The 14,631-nt window shown below is 67.6% G+C and carries 19 protein-coding genes; 10 read left to right on the top strand and 9 right to left on the bottom strand.

Going from position 1 to position 14,631, the window contains the following annotated elements:
* Positions 1-90: 90 nt before the first annotated feature.
* Both JJ685_RS15320 and JJ685_RS15315 read right to left on the bottom strand, forming a co-directional pair.
* On the bottom strand, positions 91-747 hold the full coding sequence (locus tag JJ685_RS15320) for an anti-sigma factor family protein (protein WP_201675130.1): 657 nt from the start codon (positions 745-747) through the stop codon (positions 91-93).
* A gap of 11 nt (positions 748-758) precedes the next feature.
* A complete protein-coding gene (locus tag JJ685_RS15315; RefSeq protein ID WP_330901776.1) occupies positions 759-1,280 on the bottom strand; it encodes a sigma-70 family RNA polymerase sigma factor in 522 nt (173 codons plus the stop codon).
* On the opposite strand from JJ685_RS15315, the gene JJ685_RS15310 reads away from it, so the two are divergent.
* The 3 genes from JJ685_RS15310 to JJ685_RS15300 are packed head-to-tail and all read left to right on the top strand — an operon-like array spanning position 1,267 to position 3,087.
* Positions 1,267-1,806, top strand: a complete 540-nt coding sequence (locus tag JJ685_RS15310) for a c-type cytochrome (protein ID WP_236599013.1) — start codon at positions 1,267-1,269, stop codon at positions 1,804-1,806. The genes JJ685_RS15315 and JJ685_RS15310 overlap by 14 nt on opposite strands.
* Before the next feature lies 1 nt (position 1,807).
* On the top strand, positions 1,808-2,704 hold the full coding sequence (locus tag JJ685_RS15305; RefSeq protein ID WP_201675127.1) for a metallophosphoesterase family protein: 897 nt from the start codon (positions 1,808-1,810) through the stop codon (positions 2,702-2,704).
* Positions 2,701-3,087, top strand: a complete 387-nt coding sequence (locus JJ685_RS15300) for a cupredoxin domain-containing protein (protein ID WP_330901775.1) — start codon at positions 2,701-2,703, stop codon at positions 3,085-3,087. The genes JJ685_RS15305 and JJ685_RS15300 overlap by 4 nt, the downstream gene beginning before the upstream one ends.
* Positions 3,088-3,219: 132 nt before the next feature.
* Here the strand turns inward: JJ685_RS15300 and JJ685_RS15295 are convergent, their stop codons facing one another.
* The 3 genes from JJ685_RS15295 to JJ685_RS15285 form a co-directional block, all read right to left on the bottom strand.
* Entirely contained in the window at positions 3,220-4,776 is a 1,557-nt protein-coding gene (locus JJ685_RS15295; RefSeq protein WP_201675126.1) for a sialidase family protein, read from the bottom strand.
* Positions 4,777-5,169: 393 nt separating this feature from the next.
* Positions 5,170-6,000, bottom strand: coding sequence for a ParB N-terminal domain-containing protein (locus JJ685_RS15290; protein WP_201675125.1), 831 nt, complete (start codon positions 5,998-6,000; stop codon positions 5,170-5,172).
* A gap of 14 nt (positions 6,001-6,014) precedes the next feature.
* Complete coding sequence (locus JJ685_RS15285) at positions 6,015-6,353, bottom strand: hypothetical protein (RefSeq protein ID WP_201675124.1); 339 nt, start codon at positions 6,351-6,353, stop codon at positions 6,015-6,017.
* A gap of 304 nt (positions 6,354-6,657) precedes the next feature.
* Here JJ685_RS15285 and JJ685_RS15280 point away from each other — a divergent pair, with 304 nt between their 5' ends.
* From JJ685_RS15280 to JJ685_RS15265, 4 genes are all read left to right on the top strand, one after another.
* The gene (locus JJ685_RS15280; protein ID WP_201675123.1) at positions 6,658-8,484 is read left to right on the top strand and encodes a PKD domain-containing protein; all 1,827 of its coding nucleotides are present in this window, start codon (positions 6,658-6,660) and stop codon (positions 8,482-8,484) included.
* Between the two features lie 414 nt (positions 8,485-8,898).
* Entirely contained in the window at positions 8,899-9,099 is a 201-nt protein-coding gene (locus JJ685_RS15275) for a hypothetical protein (RefSeq protein WP_201675122.1), read from the top strand.
* Positions 9,100-9,286: 187 nt separating this feature from the next.
* Positions 9,287-9,442 (top strand): hypothetical protein, encoded by a 156-nt coding sequence (locus JJ685_RS15270; protein WP_201675121.1) that lies wholly within the window; start codon positions 9,287-9,289, stop codon positions 9,440-9,442.
* Positions 9,439-10,110, top strand: coding sequence for a glutathione S-transferase family protein (locus JJ685_RS15265; protein WP_201675120.1), 672 nt, complete (start codon positions 9,439-9,441; stop codon positions 10,108-10,110). Before JJ685_RS15270 ends, JJ685_RS15265 begins: the two co-directional genes overlap by 4 nt.
* 98 nt (positions 10,111-10,208) lie before the next feature.
* On the opposite strand, the gene JJ685_RS15260 is transcribed toward JJ685_RS15265, so the two are convergent.
* From JJ685_RS15260 to JJ685_RS15250, 3 genes are all read right to left on the bottom strand, one after another.
* The gene (locus JJ685_RS15260) at positions 10,209-10,478 is read right to left on the bottom strand and encodes a helix-turn-helix domain-containing protein (RefSeq protein ID WP_201675119.1); all 270 of its coding nucleotides are present in this window, start codon (positions 10,476-10,478) and stop codon (positions 10,209-10,211) included.
* 132 nt (positions 10,479-10,610) lie between these two features.
* A complete protein-coding gene (locus tag JJ685_RS15255) occupies positions 10,611-10,994 on the bottom strand; it encodes a DoxX family protein (protein ID WP_201675118.1) in 384 nt (127 codons plus the stop codon).
* A complete protein-coding gene (locus tag JJ685_RS15250; RefSeq protein ID WP_201675117.1) occupies positions 10,991-11,260 on the bottom strand; it encodes a DUF4287 domain-containing protein in 270 nt (89 codons plus the stop codon). The genes JJ685_RS15255 and JJ685_RS15250 overlap by 4 nt, the downstream gene beginning before the upstream one ends.
* On the opposite strand from JJ685_RS15250, the gene JJ685_RS15245 reads away from it, so the two are divergent.
* Both JJ685_RS15245 and JJ685_RS15240 read left to right on the top strand, forming a co-directional pair.
* On the top strand, positions 11,241-11,948 hold the full coding sequence (locus JJ685_RS15245; protein WP_236599011.1) for a TetR/AcrR family transcriptional regulator: 708 nt from the start codon (positions 11,241-11,243) through the stop codon (positions 11,946-11,948). The two genes, JJ685_RS15250 and JJ685_RS15245, sit on opposite strands and share 20 nt — an antisense overlap.
* A 210-nt stretch (positions 11,949-12,158) precedes the next feature.
* Positions 12,159-12,581: a cupin domain-containing protein gene (locus tag JJ685_RS15240; RefSeq protein WP_201675116.1), complete on the top strand. Its 423-nt coding sequence runs from the start codon at positions 12,159-12,161 to the stop codon at positions 12,579-12,581.
* Positions 12,582-12,587: 6 nt separating this feature from the next.
* On the opposite strand, the gene JJ685_RS15235 is transcribed toward JJ685_RS15240, so the two are convergent.
* Positions 12,588-13,244, bottom strand: a complete 657-nt coding sequence (locus JJ685_RS15235) for a glutathione S-transferase (RefSeq protein ID WP_201675115.1) — start codon at positions 13,242-13,244, stop codon at positions 12,588-12,590.
* Between the two features lie 118 nt (positions 13,245-13,362).
* Between JJ685_RS15235 and JJ685_RS15230 the strand changes: the two genes are divergently transcribed.
* Positions 13,363-14,577 (top strand): polyhydroxyalkanoate depolymerase, encoded by a 1,215-nt coding sequence (locus JJ685_RS15230; protein WP_201675114.1) that lies wholly within the window; start codon positions 13,363-13,365, stop codon positions 14,575-14,577.
* Positions 14,578-14,631: the final 54 nt, after the last annotated feature.

Here is a 14,631-nt window from a genome sequence, read left to right as displayed (position 1 = left end):
CCAGGCTCCTTAAGTGGAGGAAGGATGGCGCCGTGAGGCTGCAGGGATTCATGGCTTGCGCCGGAGTTGCAAGTGCGCAGATGGCGCCGCTCACTCGCGCGCCTTCAGCAGCTGTGCGAACTGGTCCAGCTCGCCGGCGCCGAGATCGGACACTGCCCATGCGCGCATGCCCGACTTCTGCCATTGGGCGATGTGGTAGCCCTGCCGCAGGAGCGGCTTGGGCGCCGCCGCGCGGTCGTCGCTGGCGGGCAGCACGAACACGTTGATCACATGCCCCCGTCGCTGGTACACCAGGACGGCCACCGTACGGCCCTGCAGGTAATCGAGGCGGCCACCCACGAGCGCGAAGCCTTCGCTGGCGAGGTCGACCACCGGCGGTGAGAAGTCCAGTTTGCCGGCGAACCACGGCTTGACGGTGTGCTGGTCCGTCGAGGCGACGTCCATCAGGTGGTTGGGCATGAGCGAGCGGATGTGCGCCGACACCAGCTGCTGCTCGAACGCGTCGTCGTTGCGCGCCGTGCCGAGCAGCGTGGTGGCGGAGACGGCCACGAGCACTCCGCAGGCGAAGCTCGCGGCCACCGGCCACCAGCTCTCGACCTTGCCGCGCAGCCGGTCGAGCCAGCTGGCCCCCCGCGACTCCTGCGCGATCATGTGGCGGATGCGCCGCTCCAGCCCCGGGGGGGCCTTGTAGCGGGTCATGTGCTGTTTCACGTCGGCCGGCAGTTCGGCGATGGGATCGTTGTCCATGGCGCGGCCCTTCATCGGTATTGACTCAACTCTTCCTGCAGCTGGCGGCGTGCACGCGACAGGCGCGACATGACCGTCCCCTTCGGGATCCCCAGCACGTTCGCGATCTCCTCGTAGCTGAGGTCCTCCATCTCGCGCAGCACCAGGACCTCGCGAAACGGCAGCGCCAGTCGCGCGATGCCGGCGGTGACGTGCGCGCGTTCCATCTTCTGCACCAGCAGCGTTTCCGGTGTTTCGGGGCGACTGTGGCCATCCAGGGCCGGCGCGTCCGCGTCCTCCACGTCGCTCTCGAACTCGCGCGACCGCTTCTGCTGCGCGAACCAGTCGTAGCAGCAGTTGCGCACGATGCCCAGCAGCCAGGGCCGCGCATCGGAGCCGCGGAAGCTGCCGAAATAGCGGAAGGCGCGCAGGTAGGCGTCCTGCACGACGTCCTCGGCGACATGGTCGTCGCGCACCAGCCACCGGGCCAGGCTGTAGGCCGCGTCCAGGTACGGCAGCACTTCGGCGTCGAATCGGGCGTTGGTTTCGGTCACATCGGTCCACCTTGATGCGTCCCATACCGGCGGCGCGGACCTTCTATTCCCGATCCGCAGCACATTTTTGCCCCGGCAGGACGGGGAATTTCCGCGCGGGTGGACCGGTACCCGCTGCATGAACACCCCATTTAGCCACCTTTTTGCCGCGGCCGCCTTCGCCTGCGCGTGTCTGCCTGCCGCGCACGCCGAGGGCGATGCCGCCGCCGGCAAGTTGCTCTACGCGGCTCGCTGCGCGGCGTGCCATTCGCTCCAGTTCAACGGCGTCGGCCCGACGCACAAGAACCTGATCGGCCGCCGGGCCGGCACGGCGGCCGGCTACGACTATTCCGCGGCCCTCAAGCAAGCCACCGTGGTCTGGGACCCGAGCAGCCTGTTGCGCTGGCTCGCGGATCCCGAAACGTTCATCCCCGGCCAGAGGATGTCCATCTCGATTCCGGACGCGCAGCAGCGCGCGGACATCGTCGCCTACCTGCAGCTCGTCGCCGGGCCGCAGGCTCCCACCCCCGCCCCCCTGGAGAAATGACATGACAAACCGCCGTGAACTGTTGAAACTGCTCGCCCTCGGAGGGGGCGCCGTGTATGCGTCGGGCCTGGTCGGACGCGCAGCCGCCGCCGGCACGCCGGCCGCCACCGCCTACGAGGACTTCTACTTCGTGCAGTTGTCGGACACCCACTGGGGCTTCTCCGGTGCCCCGAATCCGGATGCCGCCAACACGTTGAGGAGGGCGGTCGCCAGCGTCAACGCGCTGGCGCAGCAGCCGGAATTCATCGTCTTCACCGGCGACCTCACGCACACCACCGACGATCCCGTCGAGCGGCGCCGCCGGATGGCGGAGTTCCGCGACATCGTCTCTGCCCTGAAGGTCAAGCAGGTGCGCTTCATGCCCGGCGAACACGATGCGTCCCTGGACCGCGGCGCCGCGTACAAGGAATTCTTCGGCGAAACCCACTATGCGTTCGACCACAAGGGCGTGCACTTCATCGCGATCGACAACGTGTCCGACCCAGGCGCGCGCATCGGCGACGAGCAGCTGGCCTGGATGAAGGCCGATCTCGCGCAGCGGCCCGCCGGCAGTCCGATCGTCGTGCTCACGCATCGGCCGCTGTTCGACCTGGAACCCAAGTGGGACTGGGCCACGCGCGACGGCGCACAGGCCATCGACATCCTGCTGCAGCACCCGCAGGTGACCGTCTTCTATGGCCACATCCACCAGGAGCATCACCGGATGACGGGCCACATCGCGCATCATTCGGCCAAGTCGCTGATCTTTCCGTTGCCCGCGCCCGGCAGCCAGCCGACGCGAACGCCGCTGCCGTGGGACCCGGCGCAACCGAACCGCGGCCTCGGCTTCCGCGAGGTGGAGGCGGAACCGGACACGGCGCAGTACAAGATCCGCGAACTCGGGGTGGTCGACGCGTGAGCGCCCAAGCTCACAGCCGCCGCGGCTGGCTGCAGCGGGCACTGGCCATGGGCGCGGCGCCGCTTCTGCTCACCGCGGCGCGCGCCGTGCCGGCGCAGACGGCCGAGGCGCAGGTGGTGAAGATCGTCGCCCAGCGCTTCCACTACACCCCGGGCGAATTCCGCGTGAAAGCGGGCCGCCCGGTGCTGCTGGAATTCACCGCGCTCGACTTCGTGCACGGATTCAACATGCCCGACCTGAAGGTGCGCGCCGACCTGCCGCCAGGCACCGTCACGCGTGTGGCCCTCCCGGCTGCCCCGCCCGGCAGCTACGACTTCGTGTGCGACAACTTCTGCGGCGACCACCATGAGGAGATGCACGGCCGCATGATCGTCGAGGCCTGAAGCGGCGCTTGCCTGCCTGTCGGCCCGTCCCCGCGGCGGGCCTTTTCACGTGCGCCGACCGCAGCATCGGCAGCGGCAGGGCGGGACTATTCCGGGCGCGGTTGTATTGGCAAGGCGATGTAAGGCGGGACCTCACTCGGCGGCGGTGGCGTTGAAGACGTCGCTGCGCCCGGAACCCGGACCGGACTGCACGAACACCGGCTTGAACCTGGTGCCAGCGGCTGGCATGGCCATGTAGTCGCCGAGAAAATAGCCGCGCGCGTTCGGCGCCTTGCGCATGTCGAATGGCCCGGCGACGTGGCTTTCGAAAAGCCAATCGGCGCTCGACGTGCACGACGCCGAGGAGGGATGGCAATGCACGATCCAGTGGTCGGTCTCCAGAAACGGGGAGCCCGCGAAGTGGTTGCGGAAGTCGTAGTACGACACCGCGATCGTCCCGTCGGCCGCGACGCTCACGGTCGGCGTGAACGCCTGCCGGCTGCCGTCCGGAAGAGAGGTCGGCGTGCGGTTGATCTTGATCGGCGTGGACCATGTCAGGCCGCCGTCGGTGGACCGCGCGAATCCGATCTCGTCGATGCGGAGGCCGCTGAAGCGCGCGTCCTGCCACACCGCATAGACGTTGCCGCGGCCGGGGCTGGTCGCGCCGCGGTCGACCGCGACTGCGGGCAGGATGTCCCCGGAGCGCACCCTGGTTTCGGCTCCGGTCGCCGGATCGGGATCGATGACGCCCGATGGCCGGACGGTGGCCATCGACATCATCTTCGCTGCGCGGATCGCGGGGCCGTGCGTCCAGGTCGCGCCTTGATCGGTCGAACGGATCAGCGCCAGGTTGAAGTCGAACCGGGCGCCGCCATCGCTGTTCTTGAAGCCAAGGATCTCGTTGAAGAAATTGAGTAGCGTGCCGTTGGGCAGCACGACAACCTGGTTGCCGATCGTCTGGCTTGTTGCACCCGGGTCGTAGATCTTGCGTGCCGTCTCCCAGGTGGCGCCTCCGTCCGTGGTGCGGGAAAACATCGTCGGACCCTTGAAGCCGATTCCGATGACGTGATCGGGGTTGATGGTCGCGCCCACGGGCGTCTGCAACCGGTCCCACACGGCGTAGGCAAAGCGCGCATCGCCGGGATCGGCGGTGATCGTGTTCTTGTCGTTCAGGAAGCGCGAATTCAGGTCTTCGATCAAGGTGATCGGAGGCCCCCAGGTAAATCCGCCGTCGGTCGACTTGCTGACAAGCATGGCGCTCTTGCCGTTGCCGCCGGGTCGTCCGGGCGGCGTCGTGAAGTCGAATCCCATCCCGAAGAAGTAGGCGTCACCGTTCGGCGCGAACGACACCCAGGGATCGGTCGCGCGCTCGTACGGGCCGCCTGTGCACGTCGAAATGCCGGGGACCACGACGCGCAGCCACGACAACCCGCCGTCGAAGCTGACGCCCGCGAGCAGACCGCGCGCGCCGCCGCCCGACCAGCGGTCCTGCTGGTATCCCACGACGATGTTCAGTGGATTCGTCGGGTTGACGGCGGCGGACGGTTCGACCGTGCTGTTGACGAAGAGCGTGTCGGTGCCGACCAACCCGCAGCTGCCGAACGGGCTGGGTGACGTCACCAATACTGGCTGCGACACCGTCTCGGGGCCGGCCGCCGCAGTAGCAGCAAGAACGCATGACAGCGCACCAACGATCCATCCTCGTTGCATGACCATCTCCTCGCGGCGGGAAGCCGCGAGGAAAGCGTAGGTCTGCGTGCAGGGGTCGTCAAATCCCGTGGCGACCGCATGGCAATGACGCTGCACCCATGGCGGTCCATGAGCCGCCCGAGCAGCGGGCTCAGCACCGCGGAGACGATGAAGCCGAACGAGAACGCGCCGGCGGTCACGCCCCACTCCCACCCGAACTCGTCGAGGATAGGCGGAAGAGCAGCGAAAAAGCCGTGCGCATTGACGCACACGGCCATCGTCACGAAGACACGCCGACGACGATCCATCCATAGAAGAACGGCAGTCGCCGGGCGAGCTTTTCGATCAAGGGTGCCCTCCTGACCTGATTTTGCCGCCATGTCCCTCTTGGCGGCGCAGCAGCGCCCGCTGCTCTTATCTGACGGCCGCCTCGCGCTGCAACTGCGCCAATTGCTCGCGGAGTTGCATGTTCTCCGCGGCGAGGACGGCCACGCGCCGGCGCAGCGATTCGATCGTGTCCTCGCCATGCACGACGGTCTCATCCTGCGGTTGCGACGGCGAGGCCGGTGGCTCGGTAGCGGCCTTCCTGCGCGAGTCGCGCGCCCGCCTGGCAGCTTGCTTCAGTTCCTCCGTGCCACCCGTGGCGGCGGCTACCTGTTCTTCCCAAGGCAGGCTGGCCACGGTGGCTGCGGCATGGATCGAGATATCGCCCGCCTTGACGGCGGCCACCACCTCAGGCGCGGCCTGCTTGCGGATCTTCTCGATCTGCATCACCTGGCTGCTGCTCAGGCGGGCCGCCCGGGCCAGCGCCTCGCGCGTGTTCGCTTGGGTCTCGGCGGCGGGCGCCGAGGTGGAGGCCTCCGTCGCCGCTTCTCCGGAAGCCGGCGACGCCGGCGCCGGCTGCGGCGCCGTGCGCGCCAGGCGCTCGGCGACGATCTCGCGCTTGCGCAGCGCCAGCACGCCCCGCTGGAAGTCGGACAGGCTGCGGCGGCCCAGGTGCTGGTCGATCATCCACAGGTGCACGTCCTCGATCGATCGGAAGCGGCTGCTCTGCACCGTCTGGAAAGGCAGGCCGTGCTGCCGGCAGATCGCATAGCGGTTATGGCCATCCACCAGCAGGTCGCCCCACAGCACCAGCGCGTCGCGGCAACCCTCGTCCAGGATGCTGCGTTCCAGCGCCCGATATTCGTCGGGCGTCAGCGGATCGATGTAGGCCTTGATCTCTTCGTTGATGACGATGTCCATCGGCGCCGTCGTCGTCAGCCGCGCACCGCCAGCAGCCGCGCCATGGCGGCCACGTGCTCGTCCCGCAGCGCCTGCGGCTTCACCTCGTCCTCGGCAGCGGTTTCGTTCTCGTGGTCCTGCACCGCTGCACGCATGGCCTGCTCGTCGGGCCAGACGATCTCATCGCCCTTCGGGCTCATGTGGCGCAGCGTGTGGTACCAGTAGTAGCCATCGGCGCCGCCGAACAGCTTGTCGATGCCGGCGAGGTCATTGGACTTGATCCGATGGCTCTTCAGGATCTCGTCCAGCGCCTGGTGGGAGAGGAGGATGGGAATGGGAATGTCTCGCGCGCGGCTGGTTCTCAGGGCAGGCATTGTACGAGCCACGATGGTTGGGCACCAACGGTGCGGGCATGTCCACGGCCGACATCCAGTCGCTCCAGATCCACACGGATCTGCCGATCCCGCGCTGGCGCAAAAGAAGGCGCGTTTCAAACGCCTTGGTCCGGGAGGTCGCGCTCTGGCGCGCAGCGCTTGCGGAGCCAAGCAATCACGTTTACTGCCGAGCAAGTAAGCGCGTGTATGAGCCGCCTCAAGTATGTTCCCCATCAAACACGGCGCGCGGTCGGGAGCTAGCCTGAATCTCCCCCGTGCAAGCCGGCCGCGCAGTGGCCTGCGCATGGCCAAGGAGCCCAAGACCATGAAGCTTCCCCGACTCGCATTGCTCTTCCTCGCCTCCCTTCTTGCCGCTTGCGGCGGTGGCAGCGACAGCGGCAGCTCCGTTGCGGTACTGGCCGACACGCCGCGGGTCGAGTCCGCCGCAGTGCTTGCCGACAGTTTGGTGGCCCCCATTTACGCGCTGGATTTCGTGGCGCCGGCGGCCTCCGGCGCCGACCTCAACGACGATGGTGACGTGATCGGCAAGTCCCGGGCGGACCCCGGCTGCGGGCCCTTCTGCCTGCCGCCGGACGACCCGGTGGTGTGGAAGGGCGGGCAACGGATCGTGCTGCCGCTTGCCGGCGGCGTGGACGCCAGCAGCCAGTACCCGCGCTTCATCAACAACCTCGGCACGATTGCCGGTGTCACGGGCACGATCGGCAGCAGCACGCGCGCTGCGCTGTGGAGGCCGGAAGGCAACGCCTATGTCCCCCAGGATCTCGGCGTCTACCCGGGGACGTCCAGCGTCGACATCGCCGGCCTGGACGACCAGGACCGGCTGGTCGGCTGGGCCACCTTGGGTGCTGCGATTCCATCGTTCGCGCTGCCCGTCATGTGGTCGCAGGCGACGGGCATGGCGGACCTGAGGGCCTTGGGCTACCCGAACGAGCGCCCGGCGGCGATGAGCCGCGGCGGCAAGGTGGTGACCTGGGGATCGTGGTACCAGCTCGGCGACCGATCCAGCGTCGTGCCCTTGCCGCCGCTGCCGCAAGGTTTCGTGGGCGCCGGCTCCAACGGCAGCGCGATCAACGACGCCGGCGACCAGGCCCACTTCCTCGTGTCCATCACCAGCACGAAGAACCTCGTCTACCCGTTCCGCCTTTCCGCCCAGGGCGGCTGGCAGCCGATCGGTGGTCCGACGGGGCAGCTGTCAGCCTGGGGCATGGGATCCATCAGCGCGGGGCAGGACGTCACCTTCACCGCGCTCGGCACCGGCTTCGTCGCGGCCGGTCCGGCTGGCGCGGGTCAGCCTCTGAACGATCGCATTTCGCCCGCGTACCCGGGTGCCACGGTGGGCCAGGCCGGCCCGATGAACGCCTCCGGGCAGATCCTCTCGCAGGTGATGCTCGGCCGCAGCCACCGGCTGGTGAAGCTGACCCCGGCAGCGCCGTGCGCTTCGAACTGCCTCGTGAGCCGCTCGCTCGCGATGAGCGCCCAGTTCGTCGAGGACCCTGCGCTGCCCGGCAGCTGCGTACGGGGCGGCAAGATGTACAACCTCACCTCGGTGTCGGTCACGGTCACCAGCGAAGCGGGCCTCCCGATCGCCAACGCGCTGGTGAACGGCCGCTTCCTGGACGACTACTGGAGCAACCGGCAGGTCACCGGCACGACCGACGCGTCCGGCGTCGCCAGTTGGACCCTGAAGGGACCTTGTGGTGTGGGCGCCGTTGCTTTCCTCGTGGAGAACGCCGCGCTGGGTACCCGCAGCTTCGACCGCATTCGGGGCACGCTGAGCGTGGCCGCGATTCCTGTAACGGCCAGCGGCCCGGTGCAGGATCCGACCCCGACCCTGACCCCGACGCCGTCGGCCGGGGTGGCGCCGGTCGCCGTTGTCGCCGTGACGTGCACGGCGGGGCGGACCTGCAACTTCGCCGCAACCGGTTCCTACGATCCGGACGGCAGCATCGCGGCCTACCGCTGGGCCGAGAACAGGGGGACGGTGTGGTCGATGCAGGCAGCGTTCACCAGGACGTTCGCCAAGGCCGGCAAGCAGTCGGTGACGCTGCAGGTCACCGACAACACCGGATTGAGCGCTTCGAAGAAGGTCACCTTCACCGTGCCGTCCTGACGGAAAGGAAAAGGGCCGCCCTGCGGCCCTGTCGCTGCCCCCGCCCGCGCACTCGTACGCAAGGGACGCGGTTGACTGGTCGCATACCGAAGACGCGCAGCGTCTTGTCAAGCGGTGCAGCCGCACGGTCACAGGTGGGCGCAGCGGCCTTCAACTCGCCACGAGCACTTGCCGACCCATGACACGGCCGGCCACGAGCTCCACGAGTGCATCCTGAGCCTCTGTCATCGGTCTTGGCTTACATCGCTTCGCCACGACCTGTGCAGAGACGCAGTTCATTGACTGCTTGCTTTCGATCAAACAAGTACGACGAATGGAAGGACGACTTCGTGTCAACTCGCCCCGGCTCAGTCGCGTTGTGTGCTGGACGGCTGCCATGGGGCTACCGCACTCAACTACCTACACACCTCTGTCATGAAGAAATCCCTGATCGTCCTGGCCTTCGCTTCCCTGCTGGGCGCCTCTGCCATGGCCGCCGAAACGGTGACTGCGCCGGCCGCTCCGGTGAAGGCCAATGCCACCGCCAAGTCCGCCAAGGCGCACAAGCACACCACGAAGACCAAGTCCGCGAAGACGCACAAGCACGGCTCTGTCAAGGCAGCGTCCGCGCAGTAATCGGCGCCTTCTGCAAGAACCTGGCTGCCGGGGCCTGACCGTTCGCAAGAAAATAGCGGTCAGCGGCCAGGTCGACCCACACCAAGCCCCTCCTGCAGGACGCAGCGAGGGGCTTCTTTTTGGGCGCCGGTCAAGGTGCAATCCGCCGGTCGGTCGGCAACCCTGCCGCTTCCGCCGGACCAGGCTGATGGACATCTGCGAAGCCGCGATTCACTGGCGGACGGCGGGTCTGGCCGAGAGCAGTCTTCAGGCCGACGGTAAGGCCGGCAATTTTCCGGCTGGCACGAATTGCAGCCAGTTCGTCCCGCCGCAGGTCTCGGGCCTTCGTATGCTGCAGGGATGATCCGCCTGTATCACTGCGTCAGTGCCCGCTCGTTCCGCGCCGTCTGGGCGCTGGAGGAACTCGGGTTGCCCTACGACCTGGTCATGCTGCCGTTCCCGCCACGGCAGCATGCGCGGGCCTTCCTCGACATCAACCCGCTTGGCACGATCCCGCTGCTCGTGCACGGCGAGACTCGGATGACCGAATCGGCTGCCATCTGCCAGTACCTGTGCACGCTGGTTCCAGGCACGCCGCTGGAGCTTCGACGCGGCGACGCGGAATACGGCAGCTTCCTGAACATGCTGCACTTCGGGGAGGCGACGCTCACGTTCCCACAGACGCTGGTGCTGCGCTACTCGCGCTTCGAGCCGGAGGATCGCCGGCAGCCAAGCGTGGCCGAAGACTATGCGAAGTGGTTCCTCGCCCGGCTGCGAACCTTGGAGCCTCGATTGACCCAGGAGAGCTACCTCTGCGCCGGCCGCTTCACGGCAGCAGACATCTCGGTCGGATATGCCTTGATGCTCGCCGATTTCATCGGCCTGACACCCCGGTTCACGCCGGCCGTCGCGGCGTACTGGGACCGCCTTCGCGAACAACGGGCCTATCAACGCGCGCTGGATGCCGAACACGCGGCGGCCATCGCCCAGGGCGTTTCCGTTGTTCCGGCGCCCTTGGGCGGGGGGCGCTGATCCAGATTGGTGTCTTCGTTGGCGTTAGCGGAGCTTGCAGAACGTCGTTTGCGCGCCCCGTATCAGGGCCGGTTGTGGCCGGGAGCGGCGCTTTCTGCTCAGGGCGTTGACGGGCCGCGCGGGATCGGCTCCAGCTTTACCGTGAGGTCATACAACGCGAGCAGGCCTAGCACATGCCCGATCGCGACGCCTGGCTCGCCAGATTCGATCCGGCCGATCGTCTGCACGTGCACGCCCAAACGAGCAGCAGCCGCAGCCTGCCCCTCGCCTGCTCCGGTCCGCGCCAACTTCGCCGCCATCCCGATCTCCTTGATCGCTCGGAGCGCGTCGCCGCCAATCTCCACTGAAATTCGCTTGCCTTGTGTCATCCGGAGAATTGTCGCCGGACCGAGCAGGGAGAAGCGCCGAGCGATCAGGGCGCTCGCAACGCTTGGAAGGCCGGTTATGGCGGCGGAAGCGGACGTGCCCCAGCGGGCGCTGCCGCACGCGCATACCCCGCTTCAGGCCTTCCCAGGCCGAAGCGCAGCCAAGAACACTCCCGGGTAGCGCAGCGCGAGGCCCGCCCACATGATGAATGCGACGTAGACGCCGAAGAGAATATGCGTGCCCAGAGGCGAACCGATCCGGTAGTGGGTCGCCACCGCCCCTCCAAGGTAGGCGGTCAAGTAGACCGCCCCGATGAATGCGGTGCCCGGGAGCGCGTAGAGAACTGCTCCTGTCAGCAGCAGTACGCCCAACGGTATGACGGCAGTCACAGGCCAGCCGAGTTCCTGCGTACTCCGAAGCACGGGCTCGGCCTGGATCAGCTTTCCCACTGCATCCGCCACGAAGAAGAGCGTCGCGAGCACCGAAAGGCCGACGCCGATCCGTCGCGGCCAGTTCATGCCCGACCCCCCTTCGTCTTGCTGGCGGTCTTGCTTGCGTCGCGGCCACCTGCCTGGAGCGGCACCCATCCCTCCCGCTTGAACGCTTCCCAGACCGCCATCGCATGACCGTGGCCAAGGCCGGAACGCGCCTTCAACCAGTCGACGAACTGCATCGTCTTCGTGCCGGGTAGCAAGGCGCCGGCGGCCACCGCTTCGTCGAAGAACTCCAGGGGCCCCTTGCCCGTCTTCTCGCGAATCGTCTTGATGTACGCTTCGAACGTCACGCCCGATCCTTTCCGACATTTGCTACAGATAACTATATCCAATATGGGACGCTCCAGCAAAAGACCCTATCGGTCGGAAGCCCGCACCGCCGCAGCCGAGGAAACGCGCGGCAAGGTGCTGGAGGCGGGGCGATCGCTGTTTTCCCGCAAGGGCATCGACGCGACGACCATTGCAGAGATTGCCAGGCGCGCAGGGGTGTCCGAGGCGACGGTGTACGCGACCGTCAAATCCAAGAGCGGCCTCATTGAAGCGCTCATGAAAGACGCCCTCTTCGGTCCCCGCTACCACGCAGCCTTGGAACAAGTTCGGCAGGAATCCGATCCTGTCACGAGAATTGCGCTCAGCGCAGGCGTGGCGCGAGCCATCTACGAAGGCGAGAGCGCGGGGCTCAGCCTCCTGATGAAAGCGTCGGCCTTCTCGCCGCAGTTGCGCAAGTCACAGGAGGCCTTTGAAGCCCTGCGGCGCGAGATGCAATTGGAACGAATCGACGCGCTGTTCGAAGCGCGTCGGTCGCGCCCCGGGCTGACGCGGGAGGCCGCAGCGACGCTTCTTTGGATGTTCACGGGCCGGGAGGTCTACCACAAGCTGGTGCACGAGTCGCGCTGGTTGCCGCAAGAGTACGAAGCGTGGCTGCAACGCACGCTCGTCGAGGCGCTGACCGATGGCAAGGGCGCACACAAGCGCTGACCAAGCGTCGCAGGGGACGCCGTCATTCTTCCTGGCGATGATGGCCGCAAGCTGCCCGGCGCGCCTTGCGCAGCGGTGGCGCTCGGGGCGCGACCATCGGTTCCGTCGCCGGCCTGCCTGTTCACCCCGAAAGCACCGGAGGTCGAAGATCGGGAATGCTTCCTGCTTTTCCGCCGGGAAGATGGCGCGCCGCGCCTCAAGGAGAGCCCCATGCTGGACCGCACGGCCACCCAGTTCTCCCACATCAAACCTGGCGACACGCCGTACGTTTCGGGCGGGCTGCGGGACTTCTTCGTCTACCGCGACTTGGGCGTCGCCCAAGCCACCCGCGGCAAGGTGATCGCGCACCTCGTGAAGGCGAACATGGCACCTGAACAGGGCACCGGATGGCACCGGCACGAGGCAGACTTCCAGATCGTGATCATGCTGAAGGGCTGGGCGCGCTTCATGTACGAGGACAGGGAAACACTCGTGAGCGCGGGCGACTGCGTGCACCAGCGGCCCGGAATCCGCCACTACCTGTTCGACTACTCGCCGGACATGGAGTACCTCGAGATCGTCTCTCCGGCGGACTTCCGCACCGTGGACGTGGAGCCGGCCTGCGAAGTGCCACCGCCCACGCCGTGGAAGTGACGGCGCTCAGAACTCCGCCTCCAGTTCATCGATCTCCTCCGGCTCCAGCTTCGCGGCCGCGACCCACTCGCGCATGGCGGGCAGCGCCATGATGCGCTTGCAATAGGCGGTGCCCTCTTTCTCCAGGGCGACGTCATAGGTGAGGAAACGCGTGACCACGGGGGCGTACATCGCGTCGGCCAGGCAGGGCTGCACCCCGAAAAGGCAGGGGCCGCCGTAGCGCGCGAAGCAGTCGGCCCAGATCGACAGGATGCGGTCGATGTCTGCCTGCGCGCGCGACCAGACCTTGAAGCCGGGAAAGTGCGCCTTGATGTTCATCGGCAGCGCGCTGCGCAGCGCGCTGAAGCCCGAATGCATCTCGCCGCAAACCGAGCGACAGTGGGCGCGGGCGCGCCGGTCCGGCGGCAACAGGCCGGCCTTCGGCCGGATCTCGTGCAGGTATTCGCCGATGGCCAGCGTGTCCCACACCTCGACACCTTCGTGCTGCAAGGCCGGGACCCGCATGGAAGGGGCGAGCAGCAGGATCTCTGCCTTCATCGCCGGGTCGTCCGGCGGAATCACCTTCTCGGTGAACTCGAGGCCCGCCAGCCTGGCCATGAGCCAGCCGCGCAGCGCCCAGGCGCCGTAGTTCCTGCTGCTGATCGTGAGGACGGCCTTGGCCATGGTGTGCCTCCTGAAGGGGCGTCCGCCTGCCCCGGGGATGTGCAGCAAGTGCCATGCCGCGGTCCGCGGGCTGCTGGCGCGCAACTTGCCTACTGAGCCAGCAGACGCCGGTAACCGCATGCACAGCCTCCTCTACCACGCCTACCAGGCGCAGGCCGACGCGCTGGCGCCGCTGCGCCTGAGCGCGCAGCATCACGGCGCCCTGCTCTGGTGGCGCGACACCGAAGGCAGCCCGCTGCGGCGGGCCGCCGCGGCGCTCGAACTGGTCTCGCGGCTGCGCCTCACGCACGCGCGTCCCGACTGGGGCATCGCCACGGTGGATGCCGAAGGCCGCAGCGAAGCCGTCACCGAAGAAAAGGTGCTGCCGCTCCCATTCGGCACGCTGCTGCGCTTCCGCAAGGCGGGCGCGGCACGGCAGCCGCGCGTGCTGCTGGTGGCGCCACTCTCGGGCCACTTCGCCACCCTGCTGCGCGAGACCGCGCGCACGCTGCTGCAGGACCACGACGTCTACGTGACCGACTGGCACAACGCGCGCGACGTGCACCTGAGGCACGGCCTCTTCGCGTTCGATGACTACGTCGACTACCTGCTGCGCTACCTGCGCGCGCTGGGGAGCGCGCACGTGGTGGCCGTCTGCCAGCCCTGCGTGGCGGCGCTCGCGGCAACGGCCCTGCTGGCCGAGGACGAGGACCCGGCGCAGCCACGCAGCCTGACCCTGATGGCCGGCCCGGTGGACTGCCGCGTGAATCCCACCGAGGTCAACCGGCTGGCCACCGGCAGGCCGCTGGCCTGGTTCGACCACCACCTGATCAGCCACGTGCCGCCGCCGCACCGCGGGCACATGCGGCGCGTGTACCCCGGCTTCGTGCAACTGTGCGCGTTCCTCGCCATGAACCTGGACCGGCACGTGCAGCAGTTCCGCGCCTTGTACCAGCACCTCGTCGACGGCGACATGGAAAGGGCCGAGACGATCCGGCAGTTCTACGAGGAGTACCTCGCCGTCAACGACCTTCCGGCGGAGTTCTACCTCGAGACGGTGGAGAAGGTGTTCCAGACCTTCGACCTCGCCCGCGGCGCCCTCACGTGGCGTTCGCGGCCGGTGCGTCCGGAGGCGATCCGCCGCACCTGGCTGATGACGGTGGAAGGCGAGCGCGACGACATCTGTTCGGTCGGCCAGACCGTCGCGGCGCACGACCTGTGCACCTCGATGCGCCCTTACATGAAGCTGCACCACGTGCAGACCGGCGTCGGCCACTATGGCGTCTTCAGCGGTCGCCGCTGGAAGGCCGAGATCTATCCGCGCGTGCGCGAGTTGGTGCACGGGGCCGAATAACGGACGAGGTCTGCTCGTGACGTGTGGCGGCCCATCGGACGAGCCGCTCGGTCC

Source organism: Ramlibacter monticola (assembly GCF_016722785.1).
GTDB lineage: Bacteria > Pseudomonadota > Gammaproteobacteria > Burkholderiales > Burkholderiaceae_C > Ramlibacter > Ramlibacter monticola.
Note: the sequence above shows the minus strand (reverse complement) of the source record. Positions and strands in the feature narration are given on the sequence as shown.